20 protein-coding genes and 1 pseudogene are annotated in these 18,699 nt (G+C 70.5%); 10 read left to right on the top strand and 11 right to left on the bottom strand.

Annotation, left to right across the window (positions count from 1 at the left end; all coding sequences use genetic code 11):
• Positions 1–71: 71 nt before the first annotated feature.
• The 7 genes and pseudogenes from ABZT04_RS10495 to ABZT04_RS10465 form a co-directional block, all read right to left on the bottom strand.
• A pseudogene (locus ABZT04_RS10495) lies at positions 72–398 on the bottom strand (TcmI family type II polyketide cyclase); the annotation flags it as partial.
• 21 nt (positions 399–419) lie between these two features.
• Positions 420–899 carry an SRPBCC family protein gene (locus ABZT04_RS10490; RefSeq protein ID WP_356055147.1) on the bottom strand — a complete coding sequence of 160 codons (480 nt, stop codon included), beginning with the start codon at positions 897–899 and terminating at the stop codon, positions 420–422.
• Position 900: 1 nt separating this feature from the next.
• The gene (locus ABZT04_RS10485) at positions 901–1,152 is read right to left on the bottom strand and encodes an acyl carrier protein (protein WP_356055145.1); all 252 of its coding nucleotides are present in this window, start codon (positions 1,150–1,152) and stop codon (positions 901–903) included.
• Positions 1,153–1,195: 43 nt separating this feature from the next.
• Positions 1,196–2,440: a ketosynthase chain-length factor gene (locus ABZT04_RS10480; protein ID WP_356055144.1), complete on the bottom strand. Its 1,245-nt coding sequence runs from the start codon at positions 2,438–2,440 to the stop codon at positions 1,196–1,198.
• On the bottom strand, positions 2,437–3,705 hold the full coding sequence (locus ABZT04_RS10475; RefSeq protein WP_356055143.1) for a beta-ketoacyl-[acyl-carrier-protein] synthase family protein: 1,269 nt from the start codon (positions 3,703–3,705) through the stop codon (positions 2,437–2,439). The genes ABZT04_RS10480 and ABZT04_RS10475 overlap by 4 nt, the downstream gene beginning before the upstream one ends.
• On the bottom strand, positions 3,702–4,118 hold the full coding sequence (locus tag ABZT04_RS10470) for a cupin domain-containing protein (RefSeq protein WP_356055141.1): 417 nt from the start codon (positions 4,116–4,118) through the stop codon (positions 3,702–3,704). The genes ABZT04_RS10475 and ABZT04_RS10470 overlap by 4 nt, the downstream gene beginning before the upstream one ends.
• Before the next feature lie 38 nt (positions 4,119–4,156).
• The gene (locus ABZT04_RS10465; protein ID WP_356055139.1) at positions 4,157–5,227 is read right to left on the bottom strand and encodes a SchA/CurD-like domain-containing protein; all 1,071 of its coding nucleotides are present in this window, start codon (positions 5,225–5,227) and stop codon (positions 4,157–4,159) included.
• A 203-nt stretch (positions 5,228–5,430) separates the two neighbouring features.
• On the opposite strand from ABZT04_RS10465, the gene ABZT04_RS10460 reads away from it, so the two are divergent.
• Positions 5,431–7,080 carry an FAD-dependent monooxygenase gene (locus tag ABZT04_RS10460; RefSeq protein WP_356055137.1) on the top strand — a complete coding sequence of 550 codons (1,650 nt, stop codon included), beginning with the start codon at positions 5,431–5,433 and terminating at the stop codon, positions 7,078–7,080.
• Between the two features lie 74 nt (positions 7,081–7,154).
• Here the strand turns inward: ABZT04_RS10460 and ABZT04_RS10455 are convergent, their stop codons facing one another.
• On the bottom strand, positions 7,155–7,613 hold the full coding sequence (locus tag ABZT04_RS10455; protein WP_356055135.1) for an RDD family protein: 459 nt from the start codon (positions 7,611–7,613) through the stop codon (positions 7,155–7,157).
• 198 nt (positions 7,614–7,811) lie between these two features.
• On the opposite strand from ABZT04_RS10455, the gene glnA reads away from it, so the two are divergent.
• From glnA to ABZT04_RS10440, 3 genes are all read left to right on the top strand, one after another.
• Positions 7,812–9,221, top strand: a complete 1,410-nt coding sequence (gene glnA / locus ABZT04_RS10450) for a type I glutamate--ammonia ligase (protein WP_356055133.1) — start codon at positions 7,812–7,814, stop codon at positions 9,219–9,221.
• Positions 9,222–9,549: 328 nt separating this feature from the next.
• A complete protein-coding gene (gene htpX / locus ABZT04_RS10445; protein WP_356055131.1) occupies positions 9,550–10,467 on the top strand; it encodes a zinc metalloprotease HtpX in 918 nt (305 codons plus the stop codon).
• A gap of 2 nt (positions 10,468–10,469) precedes the next feature.
• Positions 10,470–11,054, top strand: coding sequence for a hypothetical protein (locus tag ABZT04_RS10440; protein WP_356055129.1), 585 nt, complete (start codon positions 10,470–10,472; stop codon positions 11,052–11,054).
• 19 nt (positions 11,055–11,073) lie between these two features.
• Here ABZT04_RS10440 and ABZT04_RS10435 read toward each other — a convergent pair whose 3' ends face one another.
• Entirely contained in the window at positions 11,074–11,367 is a 294-nt protein-coding gene (locus ABZT04_RS10435) for a hypothetical protein (protein ID WP_356055127.1), read from the bottom strand.
• A 244-nt stretch (positions 11,368–11,611) separates the two neighbouring features.
• On the bottom strand, positions 11,612–12,952 hold the full coding sequence (locus ABZT04_RS10430) for a DUF2252 domain-containing protein (protein WP_356055125.1): 1,341 nt from the start codon (positions 12,950–12,952) through the stop codon (positions 11,612–11,614).
• 150 nt (positions 12,953–13,102) lie between these two features.
• On the opposite strand from ABZT04_RS10430, the gene ABZT04_RS10425 reads away from it, so the two are divergent.
• On the top strand, positions 13,103–14,290 hold the full coding sequence (locus ABZT04_RS10425; protein WP_356055123.1) for a winged helix DNA-binding domain-containing protein: 1,188 nt from the start codon (positions 13,103–13,105) through the stop codon (positions 14,288–14,290).
• 40 nt (positions 14,291–14,330) lie between these two features.
• Complete coding sequence (locus tag ABZT04_RS10420) at positions 14,331–15,059, top strand: hypothetical protein (RefSeq protein WP_356055121.1); 729 nt, start codon at positions 14,331–14,333, stop codon at positions 15,057–15,059.
• Positions 15,060–15,122: 63 nt separating this feature from the next.
• Here ABZT04_RS10420 and ABZT04_RS10415 read toward each other — a convergent pair whose 3' ends face one another.
• Positions 15,123–15,437, bottom strand: coding sequence for a hypothetical protein (locus ABZT04_RS10415; protein WP_355909556.1), 315 nt, complete (start codon positions 15,435–15,437; stop codon positions 15,123–15,125).
• Positions 15,438–15,724: 287 nt separating this feature from the next.
• Here ABZT04_RS10415 and ABZT04_RS10410 point away from each other — a divergent pair, with 287 nt between their 5' ends.
• The 4 genes from ABZT04_RS10410 to ABZT04_RS10395 all read left to right on the top strand — a co-directional run bounded on the left by ABZT04_RS10410 (position 15,725) and on the right by ABZT04_RS10395 (position 18,682).
• The gene (locus ABZT04_RS10410) at positions 15,725–16,291 is read left to right on the top strand and encodes a TetR/AcrR family transcriptional regulator (protein WP_356055119.1); all 567 of its coding nucleotides are present in this window, start codon (positions 15,725–15,727) and stop codon (positions 16,289–16,291) included.
• Entirely contained in the window at positions 16,288–17,466 is a 1,179-nt protein-coding gene (locus tag ABZT04_RS10405) for a GDSL-type esterase/lipase family protein (protein ID WP_356055117.1), read from the top strand. Before ABZT04_RS10410 ends, ABZT04_RS10405 begins: the two co-directional genes overlap by 4 nt.
• A gap of 36 nt (positions 17,467–17,502) precedes the next feature.
• Entirely contained in the window at positions 17,503–17,862 is a 360-nt protein-coding gene (locus tag ABZT04_RS10400) for an arsenate reductase family protein (protein WP_355909548.1), read from the top strand.
• A 130-nt stretch (positions 17,863–17,992) separates the two neighbouring features.
• Positions 17,993–18,682 (top strand): hypothetical protein, encoded by a 690-nt coding sequence (locus ABZT04_RS10395; RefSeq protein ID WP_356055115.1) that lies wholly within the window; start codon positions 17,993–17,995, stop codon positions 18,680–18,682.
• Positions 18,683–18,699: the final 17 nt, after the last annotated feature.

Here is an 18,699-nt window from a genome sequence, read left to right as displayed (position 1 = left end):
GTGGCACCAGCGCGGCTGGCTGCGCAATGTCCTGGCCAACACCAACTACTCGCCCATGACTCCCCCGTGGAGCCGGCGTCGCGCTCCCACAGGTAGAAGCGCTGGGCCATCGCGTCCTTCGGGGACCGCCAGGTCTCCGGGTCGTACGCGCTGACGTAGGCCGAGAGACGTTCGCTGACGTCCCTGAACTCGGGGTGCGAGACGACCTTGGCGATGGCCGGTCCCGGCTCGCGCTCCGACTCGATGAGGTGCATGTACACGTCACCGAACTGGAAGAGGCTGCGCCGGACCACCCCGACGAGGTGCGGCAACTCTCCCCCGTCGGACTCCGTGAACACCTTCGCGATGTCGGGGGCAGAGCCCGGGGCCATACGGGCGACGATCAGGGCCTGGTGCACGGTCTCCTCCTGTCCTCGGGCTCAGTCGGCCAAGGCCGGGTCGGGGCGCCGGCCGGTGGCCGCCTTCTGGATCTTGTCCCGGATCAGAGCCAACTGGACCTTGGAGTTCTTGTTGATGTTGTCGGTCATCCACTCGTCGTCGACGGGCGCGTCCGGCTTCATCGCGAAGTCCTGGGTCCACACCATCCGGGTGCCGGCGGGTACCTCCTCGTACCGCCAGTGGATGTTCATGTGGTCGAAGGGGCCGGTCTCCACGCGGCGGGCCTTGACGCTGAGGTGGGCGCGGTCCGTCTCGCGTTCCGAGACCCAGCTCCACACCTTGCCGTTGTCGTCCGGGTGCATGGTGAGCCGGAAGGTGGTCTTGTTCCCCTCCTGGGAGAGGATCTCGACACTGGCGTACTCGCTGAAGAGCTGCGGCCAGTTGGCCACGTCGTTGGTCATGTCCCAGACCAGGTCGACGGGCGCGGCGATGATGATCTCGTTCTGGGTGTGTCCAGCCATGTCAGGCTCCTGCGGGAAGCGCGCTGTTGACGAGGTCGAGGAACTGCCGGGGCGTCTTGCACCGCTCGGCGTCGACCGGCATCGGTGTCCCGTACCGGTTCTCCAACTCGCCGACGATGCCGAGCAGGCCGAGCGAGTCGACGCCGAGGGCGTCGAAGCCGCTGTCGCACTGCTGCTCGAGGTCGACCGGGGAGATGGTGACTCCGGCGGCCTTCTTCATGAGGTCGGACAGTTCCTCCGAGGTGATGCTCATGGGGCTCCTTCTTCTTCGTTGCTGGGCAACTGGTGTGTTCGGTTCACTCGGCGGCGCCGTGGCGCAGCACGAGCGCCGAGTTCGACCCCATCAGTCCCCGGCTCAGGACCAGCGCCGTGCGCAGAACGGCGGCGCGGGCGCGGCCGGTCACGAGGTCGAGGTCGTGGCAGGTGTCGAAGACGCCCGGGGTCGGCGGGATCAGGCCGTGTTCCATGGCGAGCACCGCCGTGGCGGTGTCCAGCACGGGGGCCGCGCAGTAGCCCCGGCCGAACCCGGTCTTGGGTGCCGTCACGGGCACGCGCCGACCGTGCGTGCCGAGGGCGTCGGCGATCGCCAGCGCCTCCGCCCGGTCGGCCTCCGGAACGCCGAGGGCGTCGGCGAAGACCACGTCGATCTCCTCGGGGGCGCAGCCGGCCTCGTCCAGGGCGCCGCGGATCGCCTGGGCGAGCCCGGCCCGGGACTCGGCCCAGCGGGAGGCGCCCGTGAAGGTCGCGGCGTGTCCGTCGAGGGTGGCCCGCACCGGCAGCCCGCGTTCACGGGCCGAGGCCACCTCCTCGACGACGAGCATGGCGCCGCCCTCGCCCGGTACGAATCCGCAGGCCTGCTCGGTGAACGGGCGGTAGGCCCGGGCCGGGTCGGCCTCGCGGCTCAGCTCCTCGTAGCCGAGCTGGCACACCACCGAGTACGGCGCGATCGGCGCCTCGGCGGAGCCGGCCACGATGACATCGGTGCCGCGCCGCACCGCACGGGCCGCATGGGCGAGGGCGTCCAGACCGCCGGCCTCGTCGGCGGCGACCACCGAGCAGGGTCCCTTGAAGCCGCGCCGGATGGAGATCTGGCCGGTGCTGGCCGCGTAGAACCAGGCGATGGACTGGTAGGGGCCGACGAACCGGCTGCCCTTGCCCCACAGTTGCTGGAGCTCGCGCTGGCCGAACTCGCCGCCGCCGGAGCCGGCCGCGGTGACCACGCCCACCGAGAACGGCGCGGCATCGGTGTCGGCCCGGCCGAGTCGCGCGGCGTCCAGCGCGAGGTCGGCCGCGGCCATCGCGAAGTGCGTGAAGCGGTCGGTCTGGACGAGGAAGCGTTCCTCGACCGCGGCCGCCGGGGCGAAGTCGCGGACTTCGGCGGCCACCCGCAGCGGCAGTTGTTCGCAGCCTTCGCGGGTCACCTTGCCAAGGGCGCTGATGCCCTCCTGGACGGATTTCCAGAAGGTCTCCGTGGTGGTTCCGTTGGGCGCGACGACGCCGATGCCGGTGACGGCCGCCCGCCGAGGGTGTGGTTCGCTCATCGTGTCCGTCCTCTCGGCCGGGTCAGGACCACCGCGGACTGGAAGCCACCGAACCCGCTGCCCACGGACAGGACACCGCTCAGGGGCCGTTCGCGGGCGACGCGCGGCACGTAGTCGAGGTCGCACTCGGGGTCGGGGGTCTCGTAGTTCGCGGTGGGCGGTACGACCTGGTTGACCAGGGCGAGCACACAGGCCACGACCTCGATGGCGCCGATGGCGCCGAGCGAGTGGCCCACCATGGACTTGATGGAGCTCATGGGCGTGTCGTAGGCGTGCTGCCCAAGAGCCCGTTTCACGGCGGCGGTCTCGTGACGGTCGTTCTGCCGGGTGCCGGAGCCGTGCGCGTTGACGTAGTCGATGGCGGTGGGATCGAGGCGCGCGTGGTCGAGGGCGGTCTCGATCGCTCGGGCCATCTCCAGGCCCTCGCTGGTGAGACCGGTCATGTGGTAGGCGTTGCCGAAGGTGGCGTAGCCGCCGAGCTCGCAGTAGATGTGGGCGCCGCGGGCCTTGGCGTGCTCCAGTTCCTCCAGGACGAGCACCGCGCCGCCCTCGCCCATCACGAACCCGTCACGGTTGTTGTCGAAGGGCCGGGAGGCGTGCGCGGGATCGTCGTTGTTCGCGGAGGTGGCCTTGATCGCGTCGAAGCACGCCATGGTGATCGGCGAGATCGGCGAGTCCGAGGCACCGGCGATACAGACGTCGGCCCTGCCCTCCTGCACGGTGTGGAAGGCGTAGCCGACGGCGTCCAGGCCCGAGGTGCAGCCGGTGGACACCGTCTGCACCGGACCCTGGGCGCCGACGCGTTCCGCCACCGCCGAGGCGAGGGTGCTCGGGGAGAACGCCCGGTGCAGATGCGGGTCCGCCTGCCGGTGGTCCACGTCCCAGCGCCGGCCTCCCGCGCTCACCAGGACGTAGTCGTGCTCGAGTCGGGTGGTGCCACCGACCGCCGTCCCCAGGGACACCCCGACCCGCCAGGGGTTCTCCCGGCTCAGGTCGAGACCGGAGTCCCGGACCGCCTCGTCCCCGGCGACCAGGGCGAACTGTATGTAACGGTCCGCCCGTTCGATCTCCTCGGCGTCCAGGCCGTGTGCCGCCGGGTCGAAGTCGCACTCGGCGGCGATCCGCGACCTGAGGCCGGAGGGGTCGAAGAAGGTGATGCCGCGCGTCGCGGTCCGGCCTTCGGCGAGCAAGTCCCAGAACGCCGGTACGCCTATTCCCCCCGGAGCCACGATGCCTATGCCCGTAACCGCCACGCGCCGGGTCACGACCGGACCTGCCCCACGGCGACGGCGGCTTCCGTCTCCTCCGTGTCGACATGACCCTGGCTCGGGCGCGGGGCCAGCGGACCGAGGTGGAAGACGATCCGCGCCTCGACATTGCCCACGTTGCGGAAGCGGTGGCGCATGTTGATGGGGATCATCAGCCCCTGCTCGGGCCGCAGCGGGTGCGGCTCGCCGTCCAGGTCCACCTCCAGCTCCCCGCAGACGACGTACACGAACTCCTCGGAGTACGGGTGGTAGTGCTCGGCGATGCGATCACCGGGCTGCACGATCGCCACGCCCATGAAACCGCTGGTCGAGCCCACTGTGGCGGGAGTGAGCATGGCGCGCAGGTCGCCGCCGCGCCGGACGTTGGGCTCGACCTCACTGATGTCGATGATCTTCGGAATGGGTTTCATCACGACGTTCCTCCGTGGGTGTGATGCGGCGGTGGGGGTCAGGCCTCGGCCGAGCGACGGTCGGTGACGAGCTGCATACGGACGGCCTCGCCGTCCAGCAGGGCGGTCAGTGCGGGCGGCAGGGTGACGTCCACCTCCGCGCCGGCTCGCTGGTCGGTCAGCCGTACGACGACGTCGTCGCGCTGGAAGATCGTGCTGCGCAGGACCGGGCTGCCCGTTTCCTCCGCCGCCGCCTCGTCCCGCTGGGCGAGCAGCTCGGCCAGCCGCATCCCGCACCCCGGCCGGGCCGGGTAGTACAGCGCGAACCGCTCGCCCTCGGCCAGCTCCTCCGCGGTGACGTGGTGCACGGCCGGCAGCGCCGCCCGGGTGAAGAACACCCGTGCGGACTCCTGGTCGCCCAGGTCCCGCTCCTGCTCCAGATACGGGTTGATGGCCTCCTCGACGGCCCGCACCTCGGGCTGCGACGCGACGTGGCGCAGCGCCGCCAGCAGGTCGCCGCGCACCTCGACGGCCCGCACGACCCTGTTGCCGTGCATGAACAGGGAGGTGCGGCACAGCCGGGTGGTCTCGTCGACCTTCGGCTCGGGAGAGGCGTAGTTCGAGAGGATCTTCGCGACCTCGGCCTCACTGCCCGGCCGGACCGTGAAGGTGAGAGCGTGCCGGATCACACCGTCCCCGATGCGCGGGGAGGCCTGGAGCCGGCGCTGGTCCGCGGCGGCCATGGCCGCGTCCCCGCCCGTCTCGCGGACGACGTGGAAGCGCAGCGAGCGGGTGTCCCGGACGCAACTGTGCAGCGGCTCCACCATGCGCACGTGCTCCTCGCTGTTCACCCAGGCGAGGAAGGGCGGGGCGCTCTCCCACTCGCTGGTGATGAGCCATTGCGAGGGGTTCTCGATCGACTGGCACAGTTGGTCGCTGACGTGACCGGGCACCGAGGCGACCTGGTTGCACAGTTGCTCGTAGGCCTCCAGGAACTGCTGCTGCGCGCCGTCGTACACGTCCACCAGCAGGACGACCCGGAGACGGGAGCCGTCGAAGACGGACTGGGAAACGCGTTTCGACACCGATCGCTTCAGCTTTTCCGAAACCTTTTCCGACATCGTTGTCATGCTTCGCACATCTCCTTCGAGGGGGCGGCGGCCGGCGGGCCCGAGCCGATGACACGCGGTCAGCGCTTTTTGATCGTGTGCCGGTCCTCGGACGCGCGCGACTCACGTGAACCAGACGGGTGATTGCACCCGCGGAACCTCTCCCGGAGGGCATGGAAGTTCCAACACGCCTGACGTACCGACACTCGTGTCTGGAGTCCTTGATGCAGCAGAAAGCCGATCACCAGGTTCCCGTCCTCGTCGTGGGCGGCTCCCTCGTGGGCCTGTCCCTCTCCCTCTTCCTGGGTCGTCTCGGCGTGCGGCACCTGCTCGTCGAGCGGCACTCCGGGACCTCGATCCATCCGCGCGGCCGGGGCAACAACGTGCGCACGATGGAGCTGTTCCGGGTGGCGGGCATCGAGCCGGACATCAAGGCCGCGGCCTCGCTGCTCGCGGACAACCACGGCATCCTGCAGACCCCGACTCTGGTCGGCGACGCCGGCGAGTGGCTGTTCAAGGAGATCGACCCCGGCGGCGGGCTGGCCCGGTTCAGCCCCACGGGGTGGTGTCTGTGCAGCCAGAACGACCTGGAGCCGGTACTCCGCGAGGGGGCCGAGGCGCTCGGCAACGACCTGCGCTACTTCCATGAGATGGAGTCCTTCGAGCAGGACCCCGAAGGAGTGACGGCGCTCGTACGGGACCGTGACTCCGGCGACCTCCGCACGATCCGCGCGGACTATCTGGTCGCGGCGGACGGCCCGCGCAGCCCCGTCCGGGACCGGCTCGGCATCGGGCAGCAGGGTCCCGGCGACCTCTTCGCCAACGTGAGTGTCACCTTCCGCTCCAAGCTGCTCGCCGACGCCGTCGGCGACCGGCGTTTCATCTGCTGCTATCTCACCGACCCCGAGGCCGACGGCGCGCTGCTGCCCGTCGACAACAAGGAGCGCTGGGTCTTCCACGCCCCGTGGCACCCCGAACGCGGCGAAACCCTCGACGAGTTCAGCGAGGAACGCCTCACCCGGCACATCCGCCGCGCCGTCGGCGTCCCCGACCTCGATGTCGAGATCACCGGCCGCGCCTCCTGGCGGGCCGCCGAACGGGTCGCCGAGCGGTACTCGGTCGGCCGGGTCTTCCTCGCCGGCGACTCCGCCCACGAGATGTCCCCGACCGGTGCGTTCGGCTCCAACACCGGCATCCAGGACGCCCACAACCTGGCCTGGAAACTGGCCGCCGTGCTCGGCGGCTGGGCCGGGCCAGGACTGCTCGACACCTACGCCACCGAGCGCCGGCCCGTCGCCCTGGCCACCAGCGCCCGTGCCTCGGCCCGCTCCGTGGAGCACAGCCACCCCGGTTTCGCCCCCGCCCCCGGCATCGGCGGTGGCAAGCGCGGCGGCATCCTCAACGTCGTCCTCGGCTACCGCTACCCGGAGGGGGCCGTCCTGGGCGCCGACCCGGACCAGCCGGTCGTGCCCGACGGGTTGAATCCGACCGGGCAGCCGGGCAGCCGCGCCCCCCACCTGTGGCTGCGCCGCGCGGGGAACCGGCTCTCCACGCTCGACCTCTACGAGCGTTCACTGGTGCTGCTCAGCGACGCCAGTACCCGGGCGGGCGCCGCCTGGCACACGGCGGCCCACCGGATCGCGGACACGGAAGGGGTACGACTGGAGGCGTACCGGATCGGAGCGGGTCCGGACGCGGATCTTCTGTACGACACGGAGGGGGCCGAGTGGGCGGACACGCACGGCACCACGGCGGACGGGGCCGTGCTGGTACGGCCGGACGGCTTCGTGGCCTGGCGCTCACCGGGCGCGGCGACGGGGGACGCGGAGGCGGAACTGCGCGAGGTGCTGGGGCGGGTGCTGCGGAGGACCTGAACGGCTGGAGCCCGGGCTGCGGGCTGGACGCTTACCGGCGTCGGCCCGCACCCGGCATACGGTCCGTGTCTGAGTCAGACACGGACCTCGACCGTCTTCGCCAGTCGGTCGTGCAGCCCCCGGCCGTCGCGGTCCCAGATCAGGGCCGGGACGGCGACGCACAGCAGGGCGGTGCGGAGCAGGGCGCGCAGCGGGCTCGGGCGGCCGGTGTCGAGGGCGACCACGCGGAGGCCGAAGAGGCGCTTGCCCGGGGTGAAGCCGACCGTGAGGGTGCCCAGCAGGAAGAAGACGAGGAGGGCCCAGTTGCCGGTCGCCTGGCCGTAGCCGTCGGTGAGCAGGCCGTATGCGATCAGCAGGCACAGGCCCCAGTCCACGGCGAGAGCGCCGAAGCGGCGGCCGGGGCGGGCGATCGAGCCGGGGCCTTCCTCGGGCAGGCCCAACTGCTCGCCGCGGTAGCCGAAGTCGACACCTGCCCGCTCCGCGGCTTCGCGGGGCCCGGAGAGCCACGAGCCGATTGCATCCCTGTTGTCCACCCGTCCACGGTACTGCCCGCGTTCTGCCATACGGACAGGAGGGGCCAGGCGACGCGGGACCGGTTAACTTGGGCGAAACAAATGGGTCACGCCTGAGAAATCCCCCGTCCCTAAGGTCGGGTCCAGCGTGTGCCACCGCACTGGCCGCACGAACGAACTACCACCCCGGCACGGACGGTCGGGAGTAGGAGGAGCTGGATGTTCCAGAACGCCGACGAGGCCAAGAAGTTCATCGCGGACGAGGACGTCAAGTTCGTCGACGTCCGATTCTGCGACCTGCCGGGTGTGATGCAGCACTTCACGCTGCCGGCGAAGGCCTTCGACCCGGACGAGGAACTCGCCTTCGACGGCTCCTCCATCCGCGGCTTCCAGGCCATCCACGAGTCCGACATGGCGCTCCGGGCCGACCTGTCGACCGCGCGCGTGGACCCCTTCCGCCGCGACAAGACGGTCAACATCAACTTCTTCATCCACGACCCGATCACGGGCGAGCAGTACTCCCGTGACCCGCGCAACGTGGCGAAGAAGGCCGAGGCGTACCTCGCCTCCACCGGCATCGCGGACACCGCGTACTTCGGTCCCGAGGCCGAGTTCTACGTCTTCGACAGCGTGCGCTTCGAGACCAAGTCGAACGAGTCCTTCTACCACATCGACTCCGAGGCGGGCGCCTGGAACACCGGTGCGGTCGAGGACAACCGCGGCTACAAGGTCCGCTACAAGGGCGGCTACTTCCCGACCCCGCCGGTCGACCACTTCGCCGACCTGCGCGCGGAGATCTCCCTGGAGCTGGAGGCCTCCGGTCTCCAGGTCGAGCGCCAGCACCACGAGGTGGGCACCGCCGGCCAGGCCGAGATCAACTACAAGTTCAACACGCTGCTCGCCGCGGCCGACGACCTCCAGCTCTTCAAGTACATCGTGAAGAACGTGGCCTGGCGCAACGGCAAGACCGCGACCTTCATGCCGAAGCCGATCTTCGGTGACAACGGCTCGGGCATGCACGTCCACCAGTCCCTGTGGACCGGCGGCCAGCCCCTCTTCTACGACGAGGCCGGCTACGCGGGTCTGTCGGACACCGCCCGCTACTACATCGGCGGCATCCTCAAGCACGCGCCCTCCCTCCTCGCCTTCACCAACCCGACGGTGAACTCGTACCACCGCCTGGTCCCGGGCTTCGAGGCGCCGGTCAACCTGGTGTACTCGCAGCGCAACCGCTCCGCCGCGATGCGTATCCCGATCACGGGCTCCAACCCGAAGGCCAAGCGCGTCGAGTTCCGCGCGCCCGACTCCTCCGGCAACCCGTACCTCGCCTTCTCGGCGCTGCTCCTGGCGGGCCTGGACGGCATCAAGAACAAGATCGAGCCGGCCGAGCCGATCGACAAGGACCTCTACGAGCTGGCCCCCGAGGAGCACGCGGGCGTCGCCCAGGTCCCGACCTCCCTCCCGGCCGTCCTCGACCGCCTCGAGGCCGACCACGAGTTCCTGCTCGCGGGCGACGTCTTCACGTCCGACCTGATCGAGACATGGATCGACTACAAGCGCACGAACGAGATCGCGCCGCTGCAGCTGCGTCCGCACCCGCACGAGTTCGAGCTGTACTTCGACGTGTGATCGAACCGGGTCGAACCGATCCTCGGGTGCCCCCGTCTCTCTTCGGAGAGGCGGGGGCACCGTCGTACACGAGCCCTCCGCGGAGGGTTCTCCTTCCAGCGGGCGGCCGGCATCCGGGCCCGCGCGGGGCCGGTGCCGTTCCGGGGTGAGCCCGGGGAGGTGGGGCCGCACGGGTCGTCGTGGAGGTCGACGGCGATCGTGCTGGGGACGGCACAGGCGATCCTCAGGGACCTTTTGCTCCGCCTAGGCCCGATCGCGACCGCTTCATGGGAAGCGGCGGGTGCACACTGGGCGGTGGGACGAGTGCCTGACTGCGGGGTGATGGCAGATGCAGAGCCGCTTCCGGAGCGACCGGCGGTTGACCGTGCGTATGGGTCTCACGCTGTTCCTGCTCGGATTGCTGTACGTGGTGTTCGTGGCCGCGCTGATCGTGTTGCTGAAGTCCTGGGTGCTGGTCGTGGTGCTGGCCGGCGGGCTGCTCGTCGCGCAGTACTGGTTCTCCGACCGGATCGCGCTGTACGCGATGCACGGGCGGATCGTGGAGCGGGAGGAGTATCCCGAGCTGCACGGCGTGATCGACCGGCTGTGTGCCGTGGCCGACATGCCCAAGCCGGTCGTCGCCGTCTCGGACATCGACATGCCGAACGCCTTCGCCACCGGGCGGAACGCGGACAACGCCGTCATCTGCGTGACCACCGGTCTGCTACGGCGGCTGGAGCCGGCCGAGCTGGAGGGTGTGCTCGCGCACGAGCTGTCGCACGTGGCGCACAAGGACGTCGCGGTGATCACGGTGGCGTCGTTCCTCGGGGTGATCGCCGGGCTGATGGTGCGGTTCGCGTTCTACTCGCAGCTCTTCCGGGGGCGCAAGGACCAGAACACGCTGGCCGTCTTCGCCGGGATCATGGGGATCTCGGCGGCCGTGTACGCGATCAGCTTCCTGCTGATCCGGGCGCTGTCCCGGTACCGGGAGCTGGCGGCGGACCGGGCGGCGGCGCTGCTCACCGGGCGGCCCTCGGCGCTGGCCTCCGCGCTCACCAAGGTCGACGGCGACATCGCGCGCATCCCGACCAAGGACCTGCGGACCGCGCAGGCCTTCAACGCCTTCTACTTCACCCCGGCGACCGGCACCGAGCCCGGCTTCACCAAGTACTTCTCGACCCACCCGAGCCTGGAGCAGCGGCTCGACCAACTGGGCCGGATCTCCGCCGAGTTGGGTGAGGCGGCACTGCCCGGGAAGGCGGACTGAGGATGGGTCTGCTGGACATCCTGCTCGGCCGTACGAAACCGGTCGCCCCCGATCTCGACCAGTTGTTCGCGCTGCCCTCGGCGGCGGTGACGCTGGAGGCGGCGGCCGGGTTCACACCGACCGGGCGCGGTGCGGTGTGCTTCGCCACGGTGGAGGGCGGGGCCTTCGAGCAGGCGCACCGGGAGGTCCAGGCGCTGCTGGACGCGGACGCGGAGCGCACCGGTCCGCCGGTGGAGCTGGTCCAGGACAAGTACGGCTACTCGTGGCTGGTCTCGCACCGGACGCCCGAGCAGTTGTCGGCCCTGGTCAACGATCTGCACGCGGTGAACAGCGCGATGGAGGTCAACGGGTTCGGGCCCCAACTGCTGTGCTCGGTGGCCGGGTTCGAGGACGGCGGGGGGCGGCGGCTGGCGCTCGTCTATCTCTACAAGCGCGGGACGTTCTTTCCGTTCGCGCCGCTGCCGGGTGAGGGGCAGCGGCGCGACAGCGCGCTGGAACTCCAGGTCAAGTCGATGCTCGGCAACGACCTGCGGATCGAACAGGATCTGAGCCGGTGGTTCCCGGTGTGGGGCGCCCCCGGGCTCTGATCCCCGCGACGATTCCCGGTTACTTCTTGTCGCGCGCCTGGCGGCGGGACTCTATGGGGCGCTCGCGGCGGTAACGGCGCTCCCACTGGGCCTGCTTGTCACGACGGTCGCGGTACGCGCGGTAGCTCGACGGGCTGGACCCGCCTCCCGAGGCCGACGACGAGGTGGACGTGGTGGAGGAGGACGAGGTCGAGGAGTCCCGGCCGTACTGGACGTACAGGAAGAGGACGGCGACCGCGGCCAGCCACCAGACGTGGTTGCCGAAGCCGAGAAGGACGAGGACGGCGGTTCCGGAGAGGACGATGGTGCCCATGACGGGCCTCCGTGGACGTGGGTGTGTACGAGCGGTGATGGGCTCGGTGATGGGTTTTTGTCGCGGCGGGGCGCTGGGGATGGGCGTCCGTCCGTCGGTGCGTAGAGAGTAGCCCCGAGTCAGCGGGGTGATGCCGGTCCTGCCGAAAGCGGTGGCGGGTCCCTCCGTAACGTGTGTCCAGGGTAGGGAGGCCATCACTCGGCGTGCATCTTCTTTTTCGGCGACCGCTCGCGGCCGGCCGGTGTCAGATGCCAGGGGCCGCCGTGACCACGCCCGCCGCGACGGCCGCGTTCAGGGTCGCGTGGTCGGTGGTGGTCTGGGTGGCGTAGGCCGAGGCGAAGTCGGCCACGGCGTGTTCGAAGGTGTCGTTGCCGCCCAGGTACGCGGCGATGGCGATGCGGTCGCCGGAGCGGGCGTGGGCGCGGGCCAGGGCGGTGCCGCACAGGCGGCCGTAGACGAGGAGTTCGGCCGGGCTCATGCCGGCGACGTCGGCCGAGCCCTTCATGTCGCGCAGTTGGCGCCAGTAGAAGGCGCGGCCCTGCGGGCCCGACATCCAGCCGAGGAAGATGTCACTGGCGGCCTGGAGCAGGCGCTGGCCCGCGACGACGCGGTGTCCGGGGTGGACGTACGGTCCGCTGGGCAGATGCTCCTCCAGTACGGACTCCCGCGCCTCCTTGATCTGGAGGAACAGCGGGTCGTCCTCGTCACGGCCGGCGAGCAGCACGATGAAGCAGCGGGTGCCCACGCTGCCGACGCCGACGACCTTGCGGGCGGCGTCGACGAAGCGGTAGCGGTCCAGGAGCAGGCGGCGTTCCTCGGAGAGGGTGGAGCGGTAGTCGCTGAAGATCTTGCGCAGGGACGCCATGTCCTGCGCGCCGGCCGGTTCGAGCAGGGGCGGGTCGTGGACGATACGGCGGCGGCCGTCGACGGTCTCGGTGAGCTTGCCCACGGCGTGCAGGCTGGTGCGGCGGCGGGCCCGGGTGAGGCTGGACTCGACGCGGCGACGGTTGCGGGCGGAACGGACCAGGGGCAGCAGGCTGTCGGCGTCGATACGGTCGTACCAGACGGTGAGCTCGCCCTTGCGGGCCAGGTCGCGCAGGGCCGTGCGGTACGCGGCGGTCGCCTCCAGCGCGGCGCGGTGGGCCTTCGCGTCGCTGTGGCCGTTCTCCCGGCCTGCGACGGCCAGGCTGGCGGCGAGGCGTTTGACGTCCCACTCGAAGGGGCCCGGGAAGGTCTCGTCGAAGTCGTTGAGGTCGAAGAGCAGGGCGCGCTCCGGTGAGGCGTACAGGCCGAAGTTGAGGAGGTGCGCGTCGCCGCACAGTTGCACGGTGAGGCCGGTGTGCGGCTGGGCGGCGAGGTCGGCGGCCATCACGGCGGCCGAGCCGCGCAGGAAGGCGAAGGGGGAGGCGGCCATGCGGCCGTACCGGATCGGGAGGAGTTCCGGGAGCCGGTCCCGGCCCTGTCGTTCCAGTACGGCGACGGGGTCCGGGCGGTCCACGGAGGGGACCCAGCCGGCGTGCGCGGAACGGGAGACGCGTTTGCGCGCGGCCCGACCGCGCTCGGCACGGTCGGCCGGCGTGCTCATGTGCCGTGCCTCTGCATGCCGCCAGTGAAAGCGGGGGGCGGGGTGGGCGCATGTCGGGTACGGCGATCGGGTGAGCGGTCGGGTGTGTTCGTCCACCCACCAACCCCTTTACTGTCGGTCGAGAAGTGGACCGTTTCGAGTGGAGGCCGAATGAGTGGCACCCCGCGTTACATCGGACCGGCCGAGCGGCGGGCCCGCCTCGCCCTCCGTCATCGCCTCGCCGCGAGCACCCGCGCCGCGACCCCCGAGGAGGTCGCCGACTCGCTCGTCGCCCTGCACGGCACGGACCCCGCGACGGTGTACCTGGCCGTCGGGTCGCGGCTGGCCGACCCGGCCGGCACCGTGGCGGAGACAGCCCGGGCGCTGTACGAGGACCGCACCCTGCTCCGGATGCACGGCATGCGGCACACGGTGTTCGTGTTCCCCGCCAGTCTGACCGCGGTCGTGCACGCCTCGACCGGACTCGCCGTCGCCGCCCGGGAACGGGCCTCCCTGCTCAAGCACATGGCGACAGCCGGGGCGCCGGACGCGGTCTGGCTGAAGGAGGTCGAGGACTCGCTACTGGCCGCGCTGGCCCGTCGCGGCCAGGCCACGGCGGCTGAACTCGCCCTGGACGAACCGAGGTTGAGGGAACAGTTCGTCTACGCCGCCGGCAAGAACTACGAGGGCGTCCACACCGTCTCGACCCGGCTGCTGAAGGTGCTCGGGGTGGAGGGCAAGGTGGTGCGCGGGCGGCCGTTGGGTTCGTGGACGTCGAGCCAGTTCCGCTGGGCGGTGGCGCCGGAACACCCCGAACTGGACGTCGCCGAGGCCCAGTCGACCCTGCTGCACCGCTGGCTCACCGCCTGCGGCCCGGCCACCGAGGCCGACCTGAAGTGGTGGACGGGGTGGCGCGTGACGGACGTCCGCCGGGCTTTGACGGCGATCGGCGCCGAGCCGGTGACCCTGGACGAGGGCACGGGGTACGTGACGGCCGGCGACCTCGCCCCGTTGGCCGGCCCCGCGGAACCCTGGGCGGCCCTGCTGCCGGCGCTCGACCCGACGGCGATGGCCTGGCAGCAACGGGACTGGTACCTGGCACCGGAGCTGCGCCCCGCGCTGTTCGACGGAAGCGGCAACGTGGGGCCGACGGTGTGGTGGAACGGGCGGGTGGTGGGGGGTTGGGCGCAGCGGGCTGACGGGGAGATCGCGTGGCGACTGCTGGAGAGGGAGGGGGTCGGCCGGGAGGCGGAGGCGGCGATCGAGGAGGCGGCGGAACGGTTGCGGGGGTGGGTGGGGGCGACTCGGGTCACACCTCGGTTCCGGACGCCGGTGGAGAAGGAGTTGTCCTCGGGCTGAGCACGGAACTCCCGACTGCCGCGGCCTTCCAGGGGTGTCCATGAGTGCCAGTGGTGTCGAACTCGGCCAAGCTGTGCGGGAGTTGCGCGTCTGTGCGACGGAACTCGAAGCGTGTCTGGACCGGGGCGCCGACCCGACCGAAGTCGCCGCCAAGGAACACGACCTGTTCCTGAAGTTCGAGAGGCTGAGGCGCCTCATGGCGGGCGACGACGAGCACGCCGTCGAGGACGTGCCTCTCGCGCCGTACCGCGCCCTGTCCGATGCGGACCGTGCCGAGAAGAGGCAACTGGCGCGCATGGCCAAGGGGTTGACGAGGGACCTGCGGGCGAAGGACTTCACCGACGGAACCCTCAGGGAAGCGGCGGGCGGGAAGCGGCCGGACGGCGCGGCGGACGAGGTCCTGCGGGGTGAGCGGATGGTGTCCTGGGCGTTCGACGTCGCCTCCTACGCCACGCTGGATCCGACCGACGCCAAAGCCGTCACGTGGAAGGCGGTCACCGAAGCGACGCGCAGGAGCGGTAACGGCACGAAGTTGCTGGTGTCCGCGGCGAAATATCTCCTCGGCGTCTCTCCGGCGAACAGGATGACCGACCTGACAAGCGCGTTCGCGGACTTCCAGCAACGAGCGGCAGAACTATTGCCTCAGGTCGCGGCTGCCCCGCTGGACCGGTTGGTCGAACTCGACGACCTGTCCGGGACGGCCGTCCTGCGGCACACGGAGTCGCCCCCCTTCGACGAACCCCTGGTGGACCTGCCCGGAGGCTTCTGAACCACCGCCGCACAGCGCGGCGCGCCGGGCACCCCGAAAACACAGGGCACCCGGCGCCACCCCTCAACGCGAGTACCGCATCAACGCCCGCACCATGTGGCACGTCGTCTCCGACGGCGGGTGGACGCCGATCAGCTCGGCGGTGCTGCGGATCGTCTCGTTGCGGGCCTGGTTCGGGACGTACACGCCAGAGTCGAGCAGGGCGATCGCGAGCCGCATCGCCTTGAGGCGGCGGTTGTGTGTGACGTACCAGTCCCGCGGGCGTCCGGGCGGCAGCGGCCGCTTCTCCACGGGGACGTAGGGCAGGTCGAGCTGGACGGGGCGCTTCGCGGTGGACTGGGTCGGCAACGGCTTCGGCTTCAGTGCGGCAGCGGGCACGGACATCCTCCTGTCGCGGTCAGGGCGCCGTCCGGACCCCCCGGCGACACCCTCGAACACTGCTCACAGTCTACTGCCCGCCACTGACATCCGGTGAGCCCACAGCTGGCCTCAAATGCCCAGGTGGGAAAGGATGTTGTCACCATGTCACCCCTGGTCCGGAAGGTATGCGTGAGGCGTCGAGAAATTCGAACAGAGCGCATCGCATCGCCCATCGCCTCACCCGGGGATTTGCCTAAAGGTTTTAGGGAAATGCACAATGCCTTTCAGTAAACGAGAGGAAGGTTATGGCCAGAGCAGGGCTGACCCCGGAGCGGCTGACACGCGCGGGCGCGGAGCTGGCCGACGAGGTCGGGTTCGAGCAGGTGACCGTGTCCGCGCTCGCCCGGCGGTTCGACGTCAAGGTCGCGAGCCTGTACTCGCATCTGAAGAACTCCCAGGAACTCAGAACCAGGATCGCCCTGTTCGCCCTGGAGGAACTCGCCGACCGGGTCGCCGACGCCCTCGCCGGACGCGCCGGCAAGGACGCCCTGGCCGCCTTCGCCGACGCCTACCGCGACTACGCCCGCGAGCACCCCGGCCGGTACGCCGCCGCCCGGCTCCGGCTGGACCCCGAGACAGCCGCCGCCAGCGCCGGAGTGCGGCACGCGCAGATGACCCGGGCGATCCTGCGCGGCTACGACCTGACCGAACCCGACCAGACGCACGCGGTCCGGATGCTGGGCAGCGTCTTCCACGGCTACGTCAGCCTGGAGCTGGCCGGAGGCTTCGACCACAGCGCGCCTGATGCGCGGGAGTCGTGGAACTGGATCGTGGACTCACTCGACACCCTGCTACGGAACCCGAGGCGATGAACACCGAACGCGACTGGACCACCACGCCCGTCACCCCCGACATGGTGCGCGGCTTCCTCGACATGGAGACGACCGCGCACGGCCTGCTGCCCCATCGCCTCCCCGCCCGGGCCCGCCGCCAGATCCCCGACACCCAACTGACCGTCGCCGAGGCCCAACCTTCGGGCGTACGACTGGTGTTCCGCACCCGGGCCACCACGATCGAGCTGGACACCCTGCCCACCAAGCGCGTCTACGAAGGCTTCCCGCCCCCGCCCGACGGCGTGTACGACCTGCTGGTCGACGGCCGTCCCACCGCGCAGGCCACGGTGCCCGGCGGCAACATCCGTACGATCACCGACATGTTCACCCAGGCCTCCGAACTGTCGGAAGGCCCGTCCGGCACCGCCCGGTTCGCCGAACTCCCGGCCGGGGACAAGGACATCGAGATCTGGCTGCCGCACACGGAGATCACCGAGCTGATCGCGCTGCGCACGGACGCGCCCGTCGAGAAGGCGCCGGAGAGCGGGCGCAGGGTGTGGTTGCACCACGGGAGTTCCATCAGCCACGGCTCGAACGCCACGCGTCCGACCGCGATCTGGCCCGCCCTGGCGGCGGCGCACGGCGGAGTGGAGCTGGTCAACATGGGGTTCAGCGGCAGCGCGCTGCTCGACCCGTTCACCGCCCGCGCGATGCGGGACACCCCGGCGGACCTGATCAGCGTCAAGATCGGCATCAATGTCGTGAACGCCGACGTGATGCGGCTGCGCGCGTTCACCCCCGCGGTCCACGGCTTCCTCGACACCCTCCGCGAGGGGCATCCGACCGCGCCGCTGCTGGTGGTGTCCCCCATCCTCTGCCCGGTGCAGGAGGACACCCCCGGGCCGCTCGCCCCGGACTTCGAGGGCGGCACCCCGCGGTTCAAGGCCATGGGCGATCCGGCCGAACTCCCCGCCGGGCGCCTGACGTTGAGGGTCATCCGCGACGAGCTGGCCCGGGTCGTGGAACAGCGGACGGACGACGACCCGAACCTGCACTACCTCGACGGCCTCGACCTCTACGGCGAGCGGGACCACGACGAGTTCCCGCTGCCCGACGGGATCCATCCCGATCCGGCGGGACACCGGCGCATCGGCGAGAACTTCGGGCGGCTCGCGTTCGGTGAGGGCGGTCCGTTCGCGCACGGCACCGGCTGACCTGGGCGAGGGGGGGTTCATGGGTACCGTGAACCCATGGAGATCTGGATCAACCCGGCCTGTTCCAAGTGCCGTAGTGCCGTGAGTCTGCTCGACGCGGAGGGGGCCGAGTACACCGTCCGCCGTTATCTGGAGGATGTGCCCAGCGAGGGCGAGATCAGGGACGTACTGGAGCGGCTCGGGCTCGAACCGTGGGACATCACCCGTACCCAGGAGGCCGTGGCCAAGGAGCTCGGGCTCAAGGAGTGGGCGCGGGACGCGAGTTCGCGGGAGCGGTGGGTGGCGGCGCTGGCCGAGCATCCGAAGCTGATCCAGCGGCCGATCATCACGGCGGACGACGGCACGGCGGTCGTCGCCCGCAGCGACGAGGCCGTACGGGACGCGCTGTCCCGCTGACCCGGCTCGCTCCGGACGCCCAACGCCCTTGTGATGCACGTCACTTATGTGACTCCTGTGTCCGCTGAGTTACATCGTTCGGCATCCCGTACATAGCGGCGTACGCTCCCCTACCCCACAGGAGACGTGAATGTCGCGCAGGAGAACCGCCAGTACGAAGAAGAAGCTGGCGCTGCTGGTCACCGCGGCGGCGGTCGCGGGAGGCGGAGCCTTCGCTCTCGCCACCACGTCGAACGCCTCGCAGTCGACCGCGCAGAACGCCAAGACCCTGTCCGCCGCGAACTCGACGGTCTGTCAGGGGCTCGCCACCGCGCTGGGCAACAACCAGAAGTTCATCGACGGTCAACGCGCCGCGCCCGACGCCCAGTCGAGCGCGCGGATCGCCAACCGCGAAGCGGTCATCGCGCAGATCAAGGTGCAGCAGAAGGCGTCCGGTTGTGCGGTTGGGGAGTCGGCTCAGGACTCCCAGACCACGCAGCCGGCGCAGTCAGCTCCTGCGGGATCGACCGCGACCTCCGCGCCCGCGGCGACCCCTCCCGCGGGCAACACCGGTGGCGGGGCCGCCGCCGCGGGCAGCCAGGTGTGCAACGGCTCGACGGTCACGCTCTCCGGCGAGGCCGGTGCGCCCGCCGCGTCCAGCAACCAGTTCCCGGCCGGTACGACGCTGAAGGTCACCAACCTGGACAACAACAAGTCCACGACGGTGAAGGTCACTTCGGTCTCCGGTAGCTGTGTCCTGCTGAACAACGCGGCCTTCGAACAGGTCCGTGAGCCCGGCAAGTTCCTGATCCGCCGTGCTCTGATCCAGAAGGTGGGGTGAGGCTCAAGGTCCCAGAA

It is taken from the genome of Streptomyces sp. NPDC005492, assembly GCF_040605995.1.
Taxonomy (GTDB): Bacteria; Actinomycetota; Actinomycetes; order Streptomycetales; family Streptomycetaceae; genus Streptomyces.
The sequence above is the reverse complement of the archived record's forward strand: the minus strand, read 5'-3'. Positions and strand labels throughout refer to the sequence as shown.